This is a genomic window from Streptomyces sp. NPDC006923 (genome assembly GCF_040635655.1).
Lineage (GTDB): Bacteria > Actinomycetota > Actinomycetes > Streptomycetales > Streptomycetaceae > Streptomyces.
Genome location: NZ_JBEYIF010000023.1, coordinates 18,123 through 35,025 on the forward strand (window position 1 = coordinate 18,123; position 16,903 = coordinate 35,025).

At 71.8% G+C, this 16,903-nt stretch carries 10 protein-coding genes; 7 read left to right on the forward strand and 3 right to left on the reverse strand.

Annotation, left to right across the window (positions count from 1 at the left end; all coding sequences use genetic code 11):
* Positions 1-10: 10 nt before the first annotated feature.
* Both fsxC and fxsT read left to right on the forward strand, forming a co-directional pair.
* Positions 11-1,366, forward strand: a complete 1,356-nt coding sequence (fsxC, locus tag ABZ707_RS30405; protein WP_360181049.1) for an FxsC protein — start codon at positions 11-13, stop codon at positions 1,364-1,366.
* Positions 1,350-5,297, forward strand: coding sequence for an FxSxx-COOH system tetratricopeptide repeat protein (fxsT, locus tag ABZ707_RS30410; RefSeq protein ID WP_360181051.1), 3,948 nt, complete (start codon positions 1,350-1,352; stop codon positions 5,295-5,297). Before fsxC ends, fxsT begins: the two co-directional genes overlap by 17 nt.
* Positions 5,298-5,309: 12 nt before the next feature.
* On the opposite strand, the gene ABZ707_RS30415 is transcribed toward fxsT, so the two are convergent.
* Complete coding sequence (locus ABZ707_RS30415; RefSeq protein ID WP_360181053.1) at positions 5,310-6,176, reverse strand: alpha/beta fold hydrolase; 867 nt, start codon at positions 6,174-6,176, stop codon at positions 5,310-5,312.
* A gap of 358 nt (positions 6,177-6,534) precedes the next feature.
* Between ABZ707_RS30415 and ABZ707_RS30420 the strand changes: the two genes are divergently transcribed.
* From ABZ707_RS30420 to ABZ707_RS30435, 4 genes are all read left to right on the forward strand, one after another.
* The gene (locus ABZ707_RS30420) at positions 6,535-7,617 is read left to right on the forward strand and encodes a S1 family peptidase (RefSeq protein ID WP_360181055.1); all 1,083 of its coding nucleotides are present in this window, start codon (positions 6,535-6,537) and stop codon (positions 7,615-7,617) included.
* 184 nt (positions 7,618-7,801) lie between these two features.
* Positions 7,802-11,278, forward strand: a complete 3,477-nt coding sequence (locus tag ABZ707_RS30425; protein ID WP_360181057.1) for a DNA polymerase III subunit alpha — start codon at positions 7,802-7,804, stop codon at positions 11,276-11,278.
* Positions 11,275-12,291 (forward strand): hypothetical protein, encoded by a 1,017-nt coding sequence (locus ABZ707_RS30430; protein WP_360181148.1) that lies wholly within the window; start codon positions 11,275-11,277, stop codon positions 12,289-12,291. The genes ABZ707_RS30425 and ABZ707_RS30430 overlap by 4 nt, the downstream gene beginning before the upstream one ends.
* A 166-nt stretch (positions 12,292-12,457) precedes the next feature.
* On the forward strand, positions 12,458-13,357 hold the full coding sequence (locus ABZ707_RS30435) for an alpha/beta fold hydrolase (protein WP_360181059.1): 900 nt from the start codon (positions 12,458-12,460) through the stop codon (positions 13,355-13,357).
* 160 nt (positions 13,358-13,517) lie between these two features.
* Here the strand turns inward: ABZ707_RS30435 and ABZ707_RS30440 are convergent, their stop codons facing one another.
* On the reverse strand, positions 13,518-14,582 hold the full coding sequence (locus tag ABZ707_RS30440; RefSeq protein WP_360181061.1) for a lytic polysaccharide monooxygenase: 1,065 nt from the start codon (positions 14,580-14,582) through the stop codon (positions 13,518-13,520).
* A gap of 502 nt (positions 14,583-15,084) precedes the next feature.
* Positions 15,085-15,771 carry a response regulator gene (locus tag ABZ707_RS30445; RefSeq protein ID WP_360181063.1) on the reverse strand — a complete coding sequence of 229 codons (687 nt, stop codon included), beginning with the start codon at positions 15,769-15,771 and terminating at the stop codon, positions 15,085-15,087.
* A gap of 122 nt (positions 15,772-15,893) precedes the next feature.
* Here ABZ707_RS30445 and ABZ707_RS30450 point away from each other — a divergent pair, with 122 nt between their 5' ends.
* Positions 15,894-16,877 carry a tripartite tricarboxylate transporter substrate-binding protein gene (locus tag ABZ707_RS30450; protein WP_360181065.1) on the forward strand — a complete coding sequence of 328 codons (984 nt, stop codon included), beginning with the start codon at positions 15,894-15,896 and terminating at the stop codon, positions 16,875-16,877.
* Positions 16,878-16,903 lie beyond the last annotated feature (26 nt).

Genomic DNA, 16,903 nt, shown 5'->3' on the forward strand with positions numbered 1-16,903 from the left:
GCGGAGGCGAGTGCTCACACAGGACGGGGGTCGTGTGCACGCGTCACCGCAGCAGCGAGCGGCTGACCATCGGCCGTATTTCTTCTTGAGTTATGCGCACACACCGAGGAACGGTGTGGGAGGCCCCGACCCCGACATGTGGGTCGAACGGCTCTTCCGGGATCTGTGCGGCCATGTGATGGCCATGACGGACCTGCCGGCCGGGGCCCAGGCCGGCTTCATCGACCGGGAGATACGCTCCGGCGAGGGCTGGTCGGAACGGCTCGGTGACGTGCTCGCCACCTGCCGGGTGTTCGTACCGCTCTTCTCGCCGCGCTACTTCGCCAGCGAGATGTGCGGCAAGGAGTGGTACGCCTTCGCCCAGCGGGTCATCTGGGAGCAGGCCAAGAACAACCGCACGGCGGAGGCGATCGTCCCCGCGCTCTGGGTGCCGGTGCCGCCCCAGCAACTGCCCGGTCCCGCCGAGCGGCTCCAGTTCAATCACCGGGACTTCGGGGACCGGTATGTCACCGACGGGCTCTACGGCCTGATCAAGCTCCGGGTGTTCGCCGAGGAGTACGAGCGCGCGGTCTACGAACTCGCCAAGCGCATCGTCAGTGTCGCCGACACGACCGCCGTGGGCCCCGGGCGTCCGGTCGACTACCGGCAGGCGCCCAGCGCCTTCGGCACAAACGGCGGGCCGCGCCCGATGCAGGTCACCGTGGCCGCTCCCACCCGGCACGACCTGCCGGCGGGCCGGGAGCCCCAGTACTACGGCAGCATGGCCCAGGACTGGAATCCGTATCACCCGGACTCCGCACGGCCGCTGGCGTATGTCGCCAGGGACCTGGTGCGCTCGCTCAACTACCAGGCCGACATCGTCTCGTTCGACGAGGTGTCCGTACCGCACGACGGCAAACAGGCCCCCACCAGGCCGGAGATCCTGCTCGTCGACCGCTGGGCCCTGCGCGACGGGGAACAGCGCGAGCGGCTCGCCCGGTTCGACGCCGAGCACCGGCCCTGGGTGAGCGTGGTCGTGCCGTGGAACCGCGAGGACCGGCAGAGCCGGGCGGCCGACGCCGAGCTGAGCGACCAGCTTGAGCGGACCATGCCGAAGAAGATGGGCCAGGGCCGCGCCGCCTGCCGGGCCGCCGCCAAGGGCGTGCCCAGCATGGAGGCGTTCGGACAGCTCCTGCCACAGGTGGTGGAGGCGGCGGCCCAGCAGTATCTGAGACACGCGGCCGCCTATCCGCCGGCCGGCGGCGGCCACACGGAACGCCCGCGGCTGCGCGGCCCGATGGCCGCCGAGTACGCGACGACGCACTACATTCCCGAGACGCACGACCTGGCGCCCGATGCGGAGGACACGGATGACAGCACGTCGTGACGGACGCATCGTCACCTTCTACTCGTACAAGGGGGGCACGGGCCGCACCATGGCCCTGGCCAACACCGCCTGGATTCTCGCCGCCAACGGGCAGCGGGTCCTGGCCGTCGACTGGGACCTGGAGGCCCCGGGCCTGCACCGGTTCTTCCACCCCTTCCTCGACCCCTCCACCCTCGGCGCCACCACCGGTGTCATCGATCTGATCACCGAGTACGCCTGGGCCGCGACCAGCCCCGTGGAACGTCCCGGCGACTGGCACCGCGACTACGCGCGGATCCAGCCGCACGCCGTCTCCCTCACTCCGGAGCCGCTGGGCTGGGAATTCCCGGCCGGCGGCACGCTCGACTTCGTCTCCGCCGGCAAACAGAACCGCGAATACTCCGCGACGGTCTCGACCTTCGACTGGGACAACTTCTACGACCGGCTCGGCGGCGGCCACTTCTTCGACGCCCTGCGCGACGACATGAAGGCCCACTACGACTACGTCCTCATCGACAGCCGGACGGGCCTGAGCGACATCGCCGACATCTGCACCGTCCATCTGCCCGATGTCCTCGTCGACTGCTTCACCCTCAGCGACCAGTCCATCGACGGCGCCGCCGCGGTGGCCCGCCAGATCGACGAGCGCTACGGCGGCCGAGGCATCCGGATCCTCCCGGTGCCGATGCGCATCGACGAGGGCGAGAAGGAGAAGGCCGACGCCGGACGGGCCCTGGCGCGGCTGAAGTTCGACCGCCTTCCCAGCGGGCTCACCGGGGAGGGGCTCACCGCCTACTGGGGCGCGGTGGAGATTCCGTACCGTCCCTACTACGCCTACGAGGAGACCCTCGCGACCTTCGGCGACGAAGCCGGACTGAGCAATTCCCTGCTCTCCGCCTTCGAGCGGCTGACCAGCCAGGTCACCGAGGGCGCCATCACCTCGATGCCCCAGGTCGGCGAGGAGGTCAGGCTGCGGATCAGGGACGCGTTCACCCGCCGCCGCCCCGCGCTGCCCGCCGATCTCTTCCTCAGCTATGTGGCCGAGAACCGGATGTGGGCCGACTGGGTCGAATCGGTGCTCACCCGGGCCGGCTTCCGCGTCGTGCCACGCGATGTCTCCGCAGGCCCGGAGACCGCCGGATCCCGGCAGAGCGGGGCCGGGGCCGCCGAGAACGCCGCGCGTACGGTCGTGCTGCTCTCCGGCGCCTACCTCAAGTCCGCGCGGGCCGTGGAGGTATGGGCACACGCCGCCTCCGAGGACCCCGGCGGCGGCCGGCGCCATCTGCTGCCGCTGCGCGTCGGGGACGTCCGGCTCACCACGCCCTACATCGACCGCAACCCGGTGGACCTGTTCCGGCTGGACGAGGTGCACGCCACCACCGCGCTGCTGCGCGCGCTGGACCGGCCCGTACAGCTCAGCGACGCGGTCTCGCCGGGCCCGCGCTTCCCCGGCACCGTGCCCAAGATCTGGAACGCGCCCGCCCGCAACGCCGGCTTCACCGGCCGCTCCCTCGTACTGGAGCGGATGCGCGACCAGCTCGGCGGCGGAATGGCCGTGGTGCTGCCGCAGCCGCAGACCCTGTACGGGCTCGGCGGTGTCGGCAAGACGCAGGTGGCGCTGGAGTACGTGCACCGTTTCATGGCCGACTACGACCTGGTCTGGTGGATCTCGGCCGAGCAGACCGCCGATGTGGTGGCCGGTCTCGCCGAACTGGCCGTACGGCTCGGGGCACAGGGCGGCGACGACATCGCGGCCGCCTCGCAGGAGGCGGTCGATCTGCTGCGGCGCGGCATACCCTCCTCGCGCTGGCTGCTGGTCTTCGACAACGCGGACGACCCCGAGCAGCTCCAGCGGTTCTTCCCGCCGGGCGGCCCCGGCCATGTCCTGGTGACCTCCCGCAACCAGAGCTGGTCGCAGTACGGCGACGCGCTGCCCGTCGATGTCTTCCTGCGCGAGGAGTCCGTCGAGCATCTCCAGCGGCGCGCGCCGGGACTGACCGCCCAGGACGCTGACAAGGTGGCCACCGCCGTGGGCGATCTGCCGCTCGCCGTCGAACAGGCCGCCGCCTGGATCGCGGAGACCGCCACACCCGTCGCCGACTATCTGGACCAGCTCGCCCGGCAGGCCCCCAGTGTGCTGGCCCTCAACCAGCCGGTGGGCTATCCCGAGCCGGTCGCCGCGACCTGGAACATCTCCATCGAGCGGCTCAGGGAACGCTCGCCCGCCGCCGTGCGGCTGCTCCAGCTCTGCGCCTTCTTCGCACCCGAGCCGATCTCCGCGAACCTCCTCTACAGCAAGGAGATGATCGAGGCGCTCAAGCCGTACGACGTCTCGCTCCAGGAGACCCTGGTCCTCGGCCGGGTCATCCGGGAGATCGGCCGGTTCGCGCTGGCCAAGGTGGACCAGGTCGGCAACAGCATCCAGGTCCACCGGCTGGTCCAGGCGATCATCCGGGCCCAGCTCACCGAGCAGGAGCAGATGGACGCCCGGCACGCGGTCCACCGGATCCTCGCGGGCGCCCGTCCCGACGGTGACGAACCGATCGACAACCCCGGCACCTGGGAGAGGTTCAACACCATCTGGCCGCACCTCACGCCCTCGGAGGCCAGCCTCTGCCGGCGGCCGGAGACCCGCCGGCTGATGATCGACCGGGTGCGCTACCTGTGGAAGCGCGGCGACTGGCCCGCCGCCTTCGAACTCGCCGGTGAACTGCGCGAAAGCTGGCGGGAGGAGCTCGGCAACGACGATCCGCAGTACCTGTATCTGCGCTTCCATCTCTCCAACATCCTCCGCTCGCAGGGCCGTTACGTGGAGGCGCGGGAGCTGGGCGAGGAGACCCTGGCGCGCCAGCGCGTGGTCCTGGGGCCGTCCCATCCGCATACGTACATGACCACCAGTGGTCTCGCCATGGACGTCGGCGCCCTGGGCGAGTACGGCAAGGCGATGGACCTGGCGACGGAGGCGCACGAGGGGTTCAGCGGGATCTTCCACGAGTCCCATCCGAGGACGCTCGCGGCCGCCAACAACCGGGCGCTGAACCTGCGGCTGGTCGGGCGTTACGCGCAGGCGCGCGAGATGGACCAGGACGTCTTCGACCGGCGGACCGAGGTGCTCGGCCCCGGCCATCCGTACACCCTCTCCTCGGCCACCAGCCTGGCGCGCGACCTGCGGGAGATCGGCCGGTACGAGGACTCGGTCGCGCTGCTCACCCGGACGTACGCCCTCTACAAGGAGACGATGGGACGGGCCTTTCCCGGCACTCTGGCCGCGGCCAAGAGCCTCGCCGTGTCGCTGCGCAGGGCCGGGCTGCTGGAGGACGCCCGGCGGCTGACCACGGCCACCCGCAACCGCTACCGGGCCAAGTACGGCGCCGACACCAACCCGGACTCGCTCGCCTGCGATCTGAACCTGGCGGCCGACCACTTCGCCGCCGGTGAGCCGGTGGCGGCGCGGGATCTGGCGCAGGAGGTCGTCGACCAGTACATGCTGGTGCCGGGGGAGCGGCATCCGTACACGCTCGCCGCGATCAACAACCTCGGCATCTACCACTGGGGCTGCGGCGGCCCCGAGCTGGCCGAGCAACTCCTCCAGGACGCGCTGGGGACCATGCGGGAGGTGCTCGGGGACAAGCATCCGCACACCCTCTTCTGCACGGTCAACCTCGCCAACGCCAAGGCGGACCTGGGCGAGCTGGACGAGGCGCTGGCCATCGAGCGGGACGCCGTCGCCGGACTGCGCGCGGTGCTGGGCGCGCACCACCCGGAGGTGCTCGCCGTCGTCTCCAACATGTGCGTCACACTCGGCGCGCTGGGCCGCAAGGACGAGGCGGCGCGGCTGCGCGCGGAGACCGCCGGGGAGCTGGCCCGGCTGCTCGGCGAGGAGCACGCGCTGACCAGGCTGGCCCGTGACGAGCGCAGGGCCCACCGCGATCTGGAGCCACTGGCGGTGTGAGACCGGCCGGTCTCAGTCGTGGAGCAGCCAGGTGAGGATCCGGGGGAGGGCGTGCAGCGCGTCGAAGTGCGCGGCGGCCGGTTCCAGTACGGCCGTCGCGCCCGGGATGCGTTCCGCGAGCCAGCGGGAGTGGCCGACCGGCGAGAAGACGTCCTTCTCGCCGTGCCACAGCAGGACGGGCCCCCGGATGTCGGCGGGATCGAAACCCCAGGGGCTGCAGAAGGCGAGGGCGTCGTCGATCCAGCCGTACGCGGAACTCCGCAGCGCCTCCTGGTAGTTGCGCAGCAGCATGGTCCTGACCCCGGCGTCGGAGACCACCATGCGGTCGGAGTCGGTCAGCTCCCTGCGCAGATCGTCCAGCAGCCGCGCCGGGTCCTTTCTGATCGCGTCCGCGCGCGGGGTGAGCCGGGCGGCGACGCCGTCCGGATCCAGGGACGCGGTGGTGTACTCCCGGACATTGGAGGCCGCCATGCCCTCGAACCAGTCGAGCCCGGCGGCGTCCCGGGGCGCGAGCGTCACCAGCGCGGCGGTCCTGGTCACCCGGTCGGGCATCAGCGCGGCGCAGGCCAGCGCGTGCGGGGCGCCGCCCGAGCGGCCCGCGACGGCGAACCGCTCCAGGCCGAGCGCGTCGGCGATCGTCTCGACGTCCTGGGCCACATCGGCCACGCTGCGCCCCTGGAGCCGGTCGGAACCGCCGTATCCCGGACGGTCGTAGGCGATGAGCTGCATCCCCCGCTGGTACAGCACCATGCCGCGCGGGGCGGGCCCCAGCCTGCTGCCCGGGGTGCCGTGCAGCAGGAAGACCGGTCTCCCGCGTGGATCTCCCAGACGCTCCACCATCAGATGCCGCCCGTCCGCCGCGCGCACCCGACGTCGCACCCGTGCCCCTTTCTCCGCGCGTACCCGGTGCGGGCACCGTGTCCCTGCATTCCCCGTCGGTGTACTGATCACCCATCGGGGGCCGGGGACGGCCCGGACCCCGGTCCGTCGAGGGCGAATTCAAGACAGGACTAGTCCTCACCCGCTGATGTACCGGTGATTGCTCCCGGTGTTCGCGAATGGAACCGAACCTGGCCGTGGGGGAGGGGCGGGCGGTCCCGGGAGCGGCATACCTGCCGTACGGGCGTCCTGAAGTCGACCTTGTGTGCCACCGGCGGGTCTCGGAATAGTGGGCGCCTCATCCTCCGTGCCAGGACACCCCACATGCCCTGACACGGCCCCCCACAGGAGGTTGACGTTGCAGCACAGGCGTGTGTCCACAAAGCGGGCGACGGCGGCAGGCGGTGCCGTGCTCGCCCTGGTGGTCGCGGGTATCACCTTCCAGACTGCGAACGCCAGTGAGGAAATACCTCAGTCCACGGTCAAGTCGCTGACGGCGACGGCGGCCGGAAACCTCGCATCCACCCTTGACGAGAAGCTGGGCGGTGACACGGCCGGCTCCTACTACGACGCCGGGACCAGGGCGCTCGTGGTGAATGTCGTCGACGAGCGGGCGGCCGAGGCCGTACGCCGGGCGGGCGGCAGGGCCAGACTGGTCGAGAACTCCCTCACCGAGCTCGGGAACGCCCGGGCGGTCCTCACCGACAGGGCCACCGTCCCGGGGACCTCCTGGGTCGTCGACCCGGTGTCCAACAAGGTGGTCGTCACGGCCGACCGTACGGTCAAGGGCGCGGCGTGGGACAGGCTCAGCGGCGTGGTGAGGGAACTCGGCGGCAGGGCCGAGCTCAGAAGGACGGCGGGAGAGTTCAAGCCCTTCGTCTCGGGCGGCGACGCCATCACGGGCAGCGGCGGACGCTGCTCGCTCGGCTTCAACGTGGTCAAGGACGGCGAGCCGTACTTCCTGACCGCCGGGCACTGCACGGAGGCCATTCAGACCTGGTCCGACGCGCAGGGCACCGAGATCGGGACGAACGAGGGCTCCAGCTTCCCGGACAACGACTACGGGCTGGTCAAGTACACCGCGGAGGTGCCGCACCCCAGTGAGGTCGACCTGTACGACGGCAGCGCGCAGCCGATCACCCAGGCGGGCGACGCGACCGTCGGCCAGACGGTGACCCGCAGCGGCTCGACCACCCAGGTGCACAGCGGCCGGGTCACCGGGCTCGACGCCACCGTGAACTACGGCGGCGGCGACATCGTCAACGGACTCATCCAGACGACGGTCTGCGCCGAGCCCGGCGACAGCGGGGGCTCGCTCTTCGCGGGCGGCACCGCGCTCGGGCTGACCTCGGGCGGCAGCGGCGACTGCTCCTCGGGCGGTGAGACGTTCTTCCAGCCCGCGACGGAGGCGCTCGCCGCGTTCGGTGCCGAGATCGGCTGACCGGCGGGCCGCCCGTCCGGGCCGCCTTCCTGAGCCCGGCCCACCACTGGTGGGCCGGGCTCTGCCGGTTCCGGAGCCCACCGGGCCCGCGCGAAGAGGGCGCCAGAGCTTTCGCACGAACGTTCGAAAGTTGGTCTATGGTGGAGAAGGGGGAGGTGAGAACGGACGATCCAGGAGGTGCGCGATGCCCGGGTTCACGCATCTGCGCACCGTCTCGGGGTTCTCCCTGCGGTACGGGGCCTCACACCCGGAGCGGCTCGCCGAGCGCGCCGCCGAGCGGGGCATGGACGCCCTCGCCCTGACCGACCGCGACACCCTCGCGGGAGCGGTCCGCTTCGCCAAGGCGTGCGCCGTGAACGGTGTACGGCCGCTCTTCGGGGTGGAGCTGGCGGTGGGCGAGCGGGCGCGGCCGGAGAGACCCACGGAACGCAGGCGCACCCCCGTGCGCGGCGGCGCCTTCGTCGACGAGTCCGCGCCCCGCGCGGTCTTCCTGGCCCGGGACGCGACGGGCTGGGCACAGCTCTGCCGGCTGGTCTCCACCGCGCACGCCGCCGGGGACGGCCGCCCGCTGGTGCCCTGGACGGACAACCACGGCGAGGGACTGACCGTGCTGCTCGGACCGGACTCCGAGATCGGCCGGGCCCTCGCGGCGGGCCGCCCCGACCGGGCCGCGCGGCTGCTGGTGCCCTGGCGTGAGATCTACGGCGACGCGCTGCGTCTGGAGGTCGTGCACCACGGCCGGCCGGGCGCCGGGCCCGGCTCGCTGCGGCATGCCGCCCGTACCCTCGGCTTCGCCACGGAGCAGGGCGTACGGGCCGTCCTCAGCAACGCCGTGCGCTACGCCGACGCCGGCCAGGGCCCGGTCGCCGATGTCCTCGACGCGGCCCGCCGGCTGGTCCCCATCGATCCCCGGCGGGGCCTGGACAGCGGGGAGCGCTGGCTCAAGGACCCGGCCGGGATGATCCGTACCGCCGGGCTGGTCGCCGAGGCGGCGGGACTGCGGCGCGACACCGCGCGCCGGCTGCTGGCCCTGACCGAGGAGACGGCCGCCGCCTGCCGGGTCGACCCCGAGGACGATCTGGGGATGGGCACCGTCCACTTCCCCGAGCCGCGGCTGGTCGGCGCGGACCGCCGTACCGCCGAGCGGGTGCTGCGCTCGCGCTGCGCCGCGGGGATGGTGCTGCGCGGCTATGACCGGGACCGGGAGTACTGGGCGCGGATGGACGCCGAGCTGGACACGATCGGCCGGCTCGGCTACGCCTCGTACTTCCTCACCGTCGCCCAGGTCGCCGACGACATCAGAGGCATGGGCATCCGGGTCGCCGCGCGCGGCTCGGGCGCCGGCTCCCTGGTCAACCATCTGCTGGGGATCGCCCACGCCGATCCGGTCGGGCACGGACTCCTGATGGAACGTTTCCTCTCCAGTCGCCGTCCGGGACTGCCGGACATCGACATCGACGTCGAGTCCGCGCGGCGGCTGGAGGTCTACCGCGCGATCCTCGACCGCTTCGGCCCCGAGCGGGTCGCGGCCGTCGCCATGCCCGAGACCTACCGGGTGCGCCACGCCGTACGGGACGTGGGCGCGGCCCTGTCCATGGACCCGGCCGAGATCGACCGGATCGCCAAGTCCTTTCCGCACATCAGGGCCCGTGACGCGCGGGCCGCGATGGCGGAACTGCCCGAGCTGCGGGCCGTGGCGGAGGAGAGCAGGGAGGGGGCGAGGTACGGGCGGCTGTGGGAGCTGGTGGAGGCGCTGGACGCGCTGCCGCGCGGGGTCGCCATGCACCCGTGCGGGGTGCTGCTCTCGGACGCCTCGCTGCTGCGCCGTACCCCGGTGGTGCCGACCAGCGGCGAGAACTTCCCGATGTCCCAGTTCGACAAGGAGGACGTGGAGGATCTGGGCCTGCTCAAGCTGGATGTGCTGGGCGTACGGATGCAGTCGGCGATGGCGCACGCGGTCGCGGAGATCGAACGGGCCACGGGGGAGAAGGTGGACATCGACGACCCCGGACAGGTACCGGAGGGCGACCCGGAGACCTACCGGCTCATCCGTTCCGCCGAGACCCTGGGCTGCTTCCAGATCGAGTCACCGGGCCAGCGCGACCTGGTCGCCAGACTCCAGCCCGCCACCTTCCACGACCTGGTGGTCGACATCTCGCTCTTCCGGCCGGGACCGGTGGCGGCCGACATGGTGCGGCCGTTCATCGAGGCCAGGCACGGCCGGGCGGCCGTCCGCCATCCGCACCCGGACCTGGAGGAAACGCTGCGCGAGACCTGTGGCGTGGTCGTCTTCCACGAACAGATCATCCGGATGGTGGACATCATGACCGGCTGCGGCCGGGAGGAGGCGGACAAGGTGCGCCGGGGTCTGTCCGACCCGGAGTCGGGGGCCGCGATCCGCGCCTGGTTCGAACAGCGGACGCGGGAGCGGGGATACGCGTCCGATGTCGTGGCGCGCACCTGGGAGATCATCGAGGCGTTCGGCTCGTACGGCTTCTGCAAGGCGCACGCCGTGGCCTTCGCCGTACCGACCTATCAGTCGGCCTGGCTGAAGGCCCACCACCCGGCCGCCTTCTACGCCGGGCTGCTCACCCACGACCCGGGGATGTATCCGAAGCGGCTGCTGCTCGCGGACGCCAGGCGGCGCGGAGTGCCGGTGCTGCCGCTGGATGTGAACCGGTCGGCGGCCGCTCATAGAATCGAACTGGTGTCTGATACGCGGGGGGCCGGGGCCGGGGCCGGGGTGTGGGGGCTGCGGCTCGCGCTCTGTGACGTCCATGGCATCAGCGAGGCGGAGACGGCGCGGATCGAGGCGGGACAGCCCTACTCCTCGCTGCTGGACTTCTGGCAGCGGGCCAGGCCCAGCCGGCCCGTCGCCGAACGGCTCGCACAGGTGGGCGCGCTGGACGGGTTCGGCGCCAATCGGCGTGATCTGCTGCTGCATCTGTCCGAACTGCACGGAGCGCAGCGGAAATCCGGCCCCCGGGGGGATCAGCTCCCGCTCGGCGGAGGGCGGCGGACCGCTCCGGCGGGGCTGCCCGACCTGGGTGACGCGGAACGCCTCAGCGCCGAGCTGGGGGTGCTCGGCATGGATGTCTCCCGCCATCTCATGGAAGATCACGAGGCGTTCCTGAAGGAGCTGGGGGTGATGTCGGCCAAGCGGCTGCGCGAGGTGCCGCACGGCAGGACGGTGCTGGTCGCGGGCGCCAAGGCGGCGACCCAGACCCCGCCGATCAGATCCGGCAGGCGGGTCGTCTTCACCACGCTGGACGACGGCACGGGCCTGGTCGACCTCGCCTTCTTCGACGACAGCCACGAGGCGTGCGCGCACACCGTCTTCCACTCCTGGCTGCTGCTGGTGCGCGGAGTGGTGCAGCGGCGCGGCGCGCGGAGTCTGAGCGTGGTGGGGACGGCGGCCTGGAATCTGGCGGAGCTGGTGGAGCTGCGGAAGAGAGGCGGCCTGGACGCGGTCGCGGCCGCGCTGGACGCGGCGGACCAGGCCGCTCCCTCCGGTCCGCCGGGCCCGTCCGCCGGCCACGGCCGGCGCATCCATCTGCCCACGGGCTTCGAGATGAACCCCTGGGCGGACCTCAAGCCGCCCGGTGAGGGCATGCCCACCGGAAGGAAGCTGTGGCACTCCAGCCCGGGGAGCGCGGGATGATCCTCTGCGTCCGCTTCCACCTCGGCCCGGAGCCCGGAGCGGGCACCGCGGAGGCGGCGCTGCCCGCTCTGCTCGGACTGATCGAGGACATCAGCCCGGCCGTCCGGGCGCTGCCGCCGGACGCCGCGCTCGTCGATGTGCGCGGCGCGGAGCGGTACTTCGGGCAGGACGCGGCGGGCATCGCCTCCGTACTGCGGGTACGGGCGCTCGCGCACATCGGCGCCGGGTGCACGATCGGTGTGGCGGCCACCCCGATGCTGGCCGGGATGGCCGCGCGGCAGGCCGCGCCGGGGACGACGCTGGTGGTGGCGGACGACGAGCGCGCGGTCGAACGGTTCCTGGAGCCGAGGCCCGTCGCGGCCCTGCCCGGGATCGGCGCCGCGACGGCCCGCGCGCTCCGCGCGTACGGACTCGACACCGTGGGGAAGGCCGCCGCCGTGCCGCTGTCGACACTCCAGCGGATCGCCGGGGTGCGGATGGGGCGTGACGTGTACGAGAAGGCGCGCGGCATCGACCGCACGACGGTCGTCCCGGACGGCGCCGCCGCACACCACGGCCCGGAGCGCGGCGGATCCTCCCTGCTCGCCGCCGAACGGGCCTTCTCCCGCGATGAACTGGACCAGGACGCGCACCGGCGCGCACTGCTCTCGATCACCGAGGAACTGGGCATCCGGATGCGGGAGACGGGCCGGGTGTGCCGCTCCCTGACGCTCACCGTGCGGTACGCGGACCGGTCCACGACCACCCGTACCCGTACGCTGCGCGAGCCGACCGCCCATTCGCCGGCGCTCGCCGGCGCCGTGTACCGGATCCACGCGTCGCTCGGACTGCAGCGGGCCCGGGTCCGGGCCCTCTCGGTGCGTGCCGAGGGCCTGGCCCCGGCCGGACACGCCTCCCGGCAACTGACGTTCGACCCCGTGGACGACCGGGCGCGCAGGATCGAGGCGGTGGCGGACCTGGCCCGCGCCAAGTTCGGCCCGCGGGCGCTGATACCGGGATCGCTGGCGGCCTGACTCCGCGGTCCGCGGTGAGGCGGGCCGGCCGGATTTTTTACCGACGCGCAACTTCCCAGGGCTTCCTACCGGTGCGTAACTTGGCATGTGCACAGCCATCTTTGCGGTCCGGGCCAGATGGGCTGACAGTCATCGCCATTCCCTTGAGCCGCGAGGAGACCGCCCGATGCTGCCCTGGAACCCGCTGCCCTGGAAGCGCGCGCTCGGACCGCTGGCGGCGCTGCTGCTGGCCGCGACGGTCGCGGTCACCCCCGCCGCCACCGAGACCGCCGCCGCCGCGACCGCCACCCCGGCCACCACCGCCGCGAGCAGCGGCTGGAACAACTACGCCTGCGAGCCCTCCGCCGCTCATCCCCGGCCCGTCGTCCTGGTGCACGGCACCTTCGCCAACTCCGTCGACAACTGGCTGGGGCTCGCGCCGTATCTGGTGAACCGCGGATACTGCGTCTTCTCCCTCGACTACGGGCAACTCCCCGGTGTGCCGGTCTTCTACGGCCTCGGCCCCATCGACGCCTCGGCCGGCCAGCTCGCCGCCCATGTGGACCGAGTGCTCGGCGCCACCGGCGCCACGGAGGTTGATGTCGTCGGCCACTCCCAGGGCGGCATGATGCCGCGCTACTACCTGAAGTTCCTGGGCGGGGCGGCGAAGGTGAACGCGCTCGTCGGCATCGCCCCCGACAACCACGGCACGACTCTGCTCGGACTGGCGGGGCTGCTCGCCCACTTCCCGGGAGCCGGGGATCTGCTGAACGACAAGGCCCCCGGCCTCACCGACCAGTTGGCCGGATCGCCCTTTCTCACCAGGCTCAACGCGGGCGGCGACACGGTCCCGGGAGTGCGCTACACGGTCATCGCCACCCGGTACGACCAGGTGGTCACCCCGTACCGTTCGCAGTTCCTGACCGGTCCTGACGTACGCAATGTGCTGCTCCAGGACCTGTGCCCGGCCGACTTCTCCGAGCACGTCGCGATCGGGACGATCGACAGGATCGCCTTCCACGAGGTCGCCAACGCCCTCGACCCGGCCCGTGCCACCCCGACCACCTGCGCCTCGGTGATCGGCTGACCGTCACGGACCGGGAACGGCGCGGAGGACACCGCGGAGGACACTGCGGAGAGACCGCGGGGACGAGGATCCGGACCCGCGAAAGCCGTCCGCTCCGGGATGGGGCACCGGAGCGGACGGCTGTCTTCGAGGGGCCCGAGGGGCCCGACGTGCCCGGGGCTCAGCGGCTGTGGCGTCCCGACGACGGTACGGCCCGGCGGCGAGCCGTACCGAACATCACCGCGGCGCCGATGGCGAGCGTCGCCGCGCCACCGATCGCGAGGTAGGGGGTGGTGCCGTTGCCACCGGTCTCGGCGAGATTCTGCTGGCCCCCGGCGGGCTGCGCGGCCCGCGCGGGCGCCGCGTCCTGAGCCGTGTCCTGGGCGCCGGCCGGGACGGCGGCGCTGTTCGCCTCGGGGTAGTTGACGTCCTCCTGCCCCGGCTGCTCCCCGGATGCCGTACCGGCCACGGCGTCCGTCACCCCGGCGCCGGTGGAGGCGTCGTCGTCACCATGGCCGTTGTGCTCCACGGAGGACTTGTCCGCACCCGCGGCCAGTTCCTCGTCGGTGGGCGCGGAAGCCTCCGGGACGGCGCCGTCGACCGTGCCGTTGTCCTCGCCGAAGACCACGTCGGAGCAGGTGTAGAAGGCCTCGGGGCTGTCCGAGCGCTGCCAGATCGAATAGATCAGGTGGCGGCCGGACTTGTTCGGGACGATTCCGGTGAAGACGTAGTCGCCGTTCTCCATCCTCGGGTCGGTGACCTTGAGGAAGGGCTTCTCCTCCAGATCCGACCACTTCAGCGGCTTGGCCGGGTCATAGCCGTCCTTGGTGACATATAGCTCGAAGGATCCCCTGTGCGGCGCGGTGCCCTTGTAGCGGAAGGTGCGATTGCCCGACGTCATCGGGGACGACGGCCAGTCGGCGCGCGCCAGATCGAGCCCCTTGTACTTGTCGTTGCCCGCGCCGCACAGCGTGCCGTCCGGGATCAACTGCCTGTGCTGTCCCGCGGCGTTGGCGATATTGACGCCGTTCCAGTCGTAGAGGGCCTGTGTCCCGCCGGCCGCGACCGCGGCCTTGCACGCGGCCGAGTCCGGACTCTCCGGACCCTCGGCGTAGCAGGCGGCCACCCGGCTGACCGGATCCGTCATCGACCCGTGGGCGGCGGCCGGCGCGGCGGTCAGCCCGGCCAGCGCGAGCGGGGCGAGGCCGAGGACGACGACCCCGGTGGCCGTACGGCGAGCGGTCATGAACGGACTCCTTCGAAGCGGCAGACGATCCGCCGGAGCGACAGGCAACCTCCCCGGTGCCGTGCCGCTCCGGCGATCAGCAAGCTAGCCGCTCCGACCCCCGAAATCCCCTGCCGCCAGGGCCCGATGACAATCCTTATGCTCGCTTTAAGGAACCGCTAAGAGACCGCTCAGGAAGGGGGCGCGGCCCTCGTCGCCGGTGCCCCGGGGCGCGGACGCCCCGGTGAACGGCGGGGATCGCCGGGGGTACGGAACGGCGCCGAAGCGGAGCGCGGGACCCACCTGAAACTGACGAGGTGTCTGCCGTTTGGAGTATCGTTCTGGTGTCGGAGGGTTACCGCTTCGACACCAGAAGTGACCTTCGTCGCTGCGTGAGTGCCGTCCCGTAATCCCGGCGGGCGCGCGACGGCGGCCACGGCACCTCGCCGCGTTGTCGGCACATCCCCATAAACCCATGGGAAAGCCCCCGGAGTTGTCCGAGTCGGCCGCGCCGGACGTGGCTTCAGCCGATCCAGCGGTAGCGGCGCTCCGGGCGGCCCGTACCGCCGTAGCGCAGGGTCACCTCCGCGCGGCCCGTGTCCGCGAAGTACTCCAGATAGCGGCGGGCGCTCACGCGCGAGAGGGCTCCCGCGTCCGCGCACTCCGTGGCCGACAGGTCCCCGCCGTGTTCGCGCAGGGTGCGTTCGACCAGGTCGGCCGTGTGGGCCGCCAGCCCCTTCGGGAGTTCGCGGCTGCCCGGCGGCCGGGTGCCGAAGATCTGGTCGACATCCGCCTGGCGGGCCTCGCCCAGCCCCGCCAGCCGGGTGCGCAGCGAGGCGACATGGCGTAGTTGCTCCTGGAGAGCCGCCTGGTTGAAGGGCTTGATCAGATAGTGCAGCGCGCCCGCCCGCAGCGCCGCCCGGATCACCCCCGCGTCCCGCGCCGCCGTGATGAACAGGGCGTCGACGCTGGTCCGGCTCCGGTCCCGTTCCTCCGCCGCCCGCAGCTCGCGCAGTACGGCGATCCCGTCCATGTCGGGCAGGTAGATGTCGAGCAGCACCAGGTCGGGCCACAACCGCTCGGCCGCGCGCAGCGCCTCGGCGCCGCTGTGGGCCACCCCGACGACCGTAAAACCGTCCATGGCGGACACATAGCGGCTGTGCAGCTTCGCGACCATGAAGTCGTCGTCCACCACCAGCACTTTCGTCACGCCGCCACGCTAAGCCGCGACCACAACGACCACAACGTCCGTTGATTCCGGAAGAGAGACAGCTTCTTAACACGAAGGCAACATGTGGGCCACTTCACACACTTTTCCGAGAGGCGGCACACGTGCGATTGCGCACCCCCCTGGCCCTGCTGGGGTCGGCGCTGCTGGTGCTGGTGGGGCCGCCGCTGCTCACCGCGGGCAGTGGCGCCGACACCGGCACGCAGATACCCGGCCTGCGTTTCATGGTCCCCAATACACCCGGCGGCGGTTACGACATCACGGCGCGCACCCTGGCCAAGAACGCCGAGGACGCCGAGCTCACCCACAACATCGAGGTGTTCAACCTGCCCGGCGCGGGCGGCACCGTCGGCCTCACCCGGCTCGTCGGCGAACACGGCAACGGCAAGCTCGCCCTGTCCATGGGCCTCGGGGTCGTCGGAGCCGTCCACACCAACAAATCGCCCAAGACCCTCGCCGACACGACTCCGATCGCCCGGATCACCGAGGAGTCGGACATCGTCGTGGTCGGCAAGAACTCGCCCTACCGGACGATCGGCGATCTGCTCACCGCCTGGAAGAAGGACCCGGCCAAGGTGCCGGTCGGCGGCGGCTCCTCGCCCGGCGGCCCCGACCATCTCGCCGCGATGCTGACGGCGAAGGCCGCGGGCATCGCGCCGAAGACCGTCAATTACGTGCCGTTCGACGGCGGCGGTGAACTCCTCGCGTCCATCCTCGGCGACAAGGTCGCCTTCGGCGTCTCCGGTCTCGGCGAGTATCTCGACCAGATCAAGGCCGGCGAGCTGCGGCTGCTGGCGGTCACCGGCCCCGACCGGATCCCCGGCCTGGACGCTCCGACGCTGCGCGAGGCCGGCCTCGACACCGACTTCACCAACTGGCGCGGCATTGTCGCCCCGCCCGGCATCTCCGACGCCGAGCGCGCCAAGCTGCTGGCCTTCTTCGGAAAGCTGCACGACTCACCCCAGTGGCGCGACTCCCTCCAGAAGAACGCCTGGGACGACGCGTTCCTCACCGGTGAGAAATTCGGCGACTTCCTCGCCGCCGAGGACCGCCGGGTGGACTCCGTCCTGAAGGAGCTGGGACTGTGACGACGCACATCAACACGCCCGACACA

What these genes read in the sequence shown, in the direction of transcription:
- fxsT (WP_360181051.1), top strand. Translation starts at nt 1,350, where the DNA reads ATGACAGCACGTCGTGACGGACGCATCGTCACCTTCTACTCGTACAAG.
- ABZ707_RS30425 (WP_360181057.1), top strand. Translation starts at nt 7,802, where the DNA reads ATGCCCGGGTTCACGCATCTGCGCACCGTCTCGGGGTTCTCCCTGCGG.
- ABZ707_RS30430 (WP_360181148.1), top strand. Translation starts at nt 11,275, where the DNA reads ATGATCCTCTGCGTCCGCTTCCACCTCGGCCCGGAGCCCGGAGCGGGC.
- ABZ707_RS30435 (WP_360181059.1), top strand. Translation starts at nt 12,458, where the DNA reads ATGCTGCCCTGGAACCCGCTGCCCTGGAAGCGCGCGCTCGGACCGCTG.
- ABZ707_RS30440 (WP_360181061.1), bottom strand. Translation starts at nt 14,582, where the DNA reads ATGACCGCTCGCCGTACGGCCACCGGGGTCGTCGTCCTCGGCCTCGCC.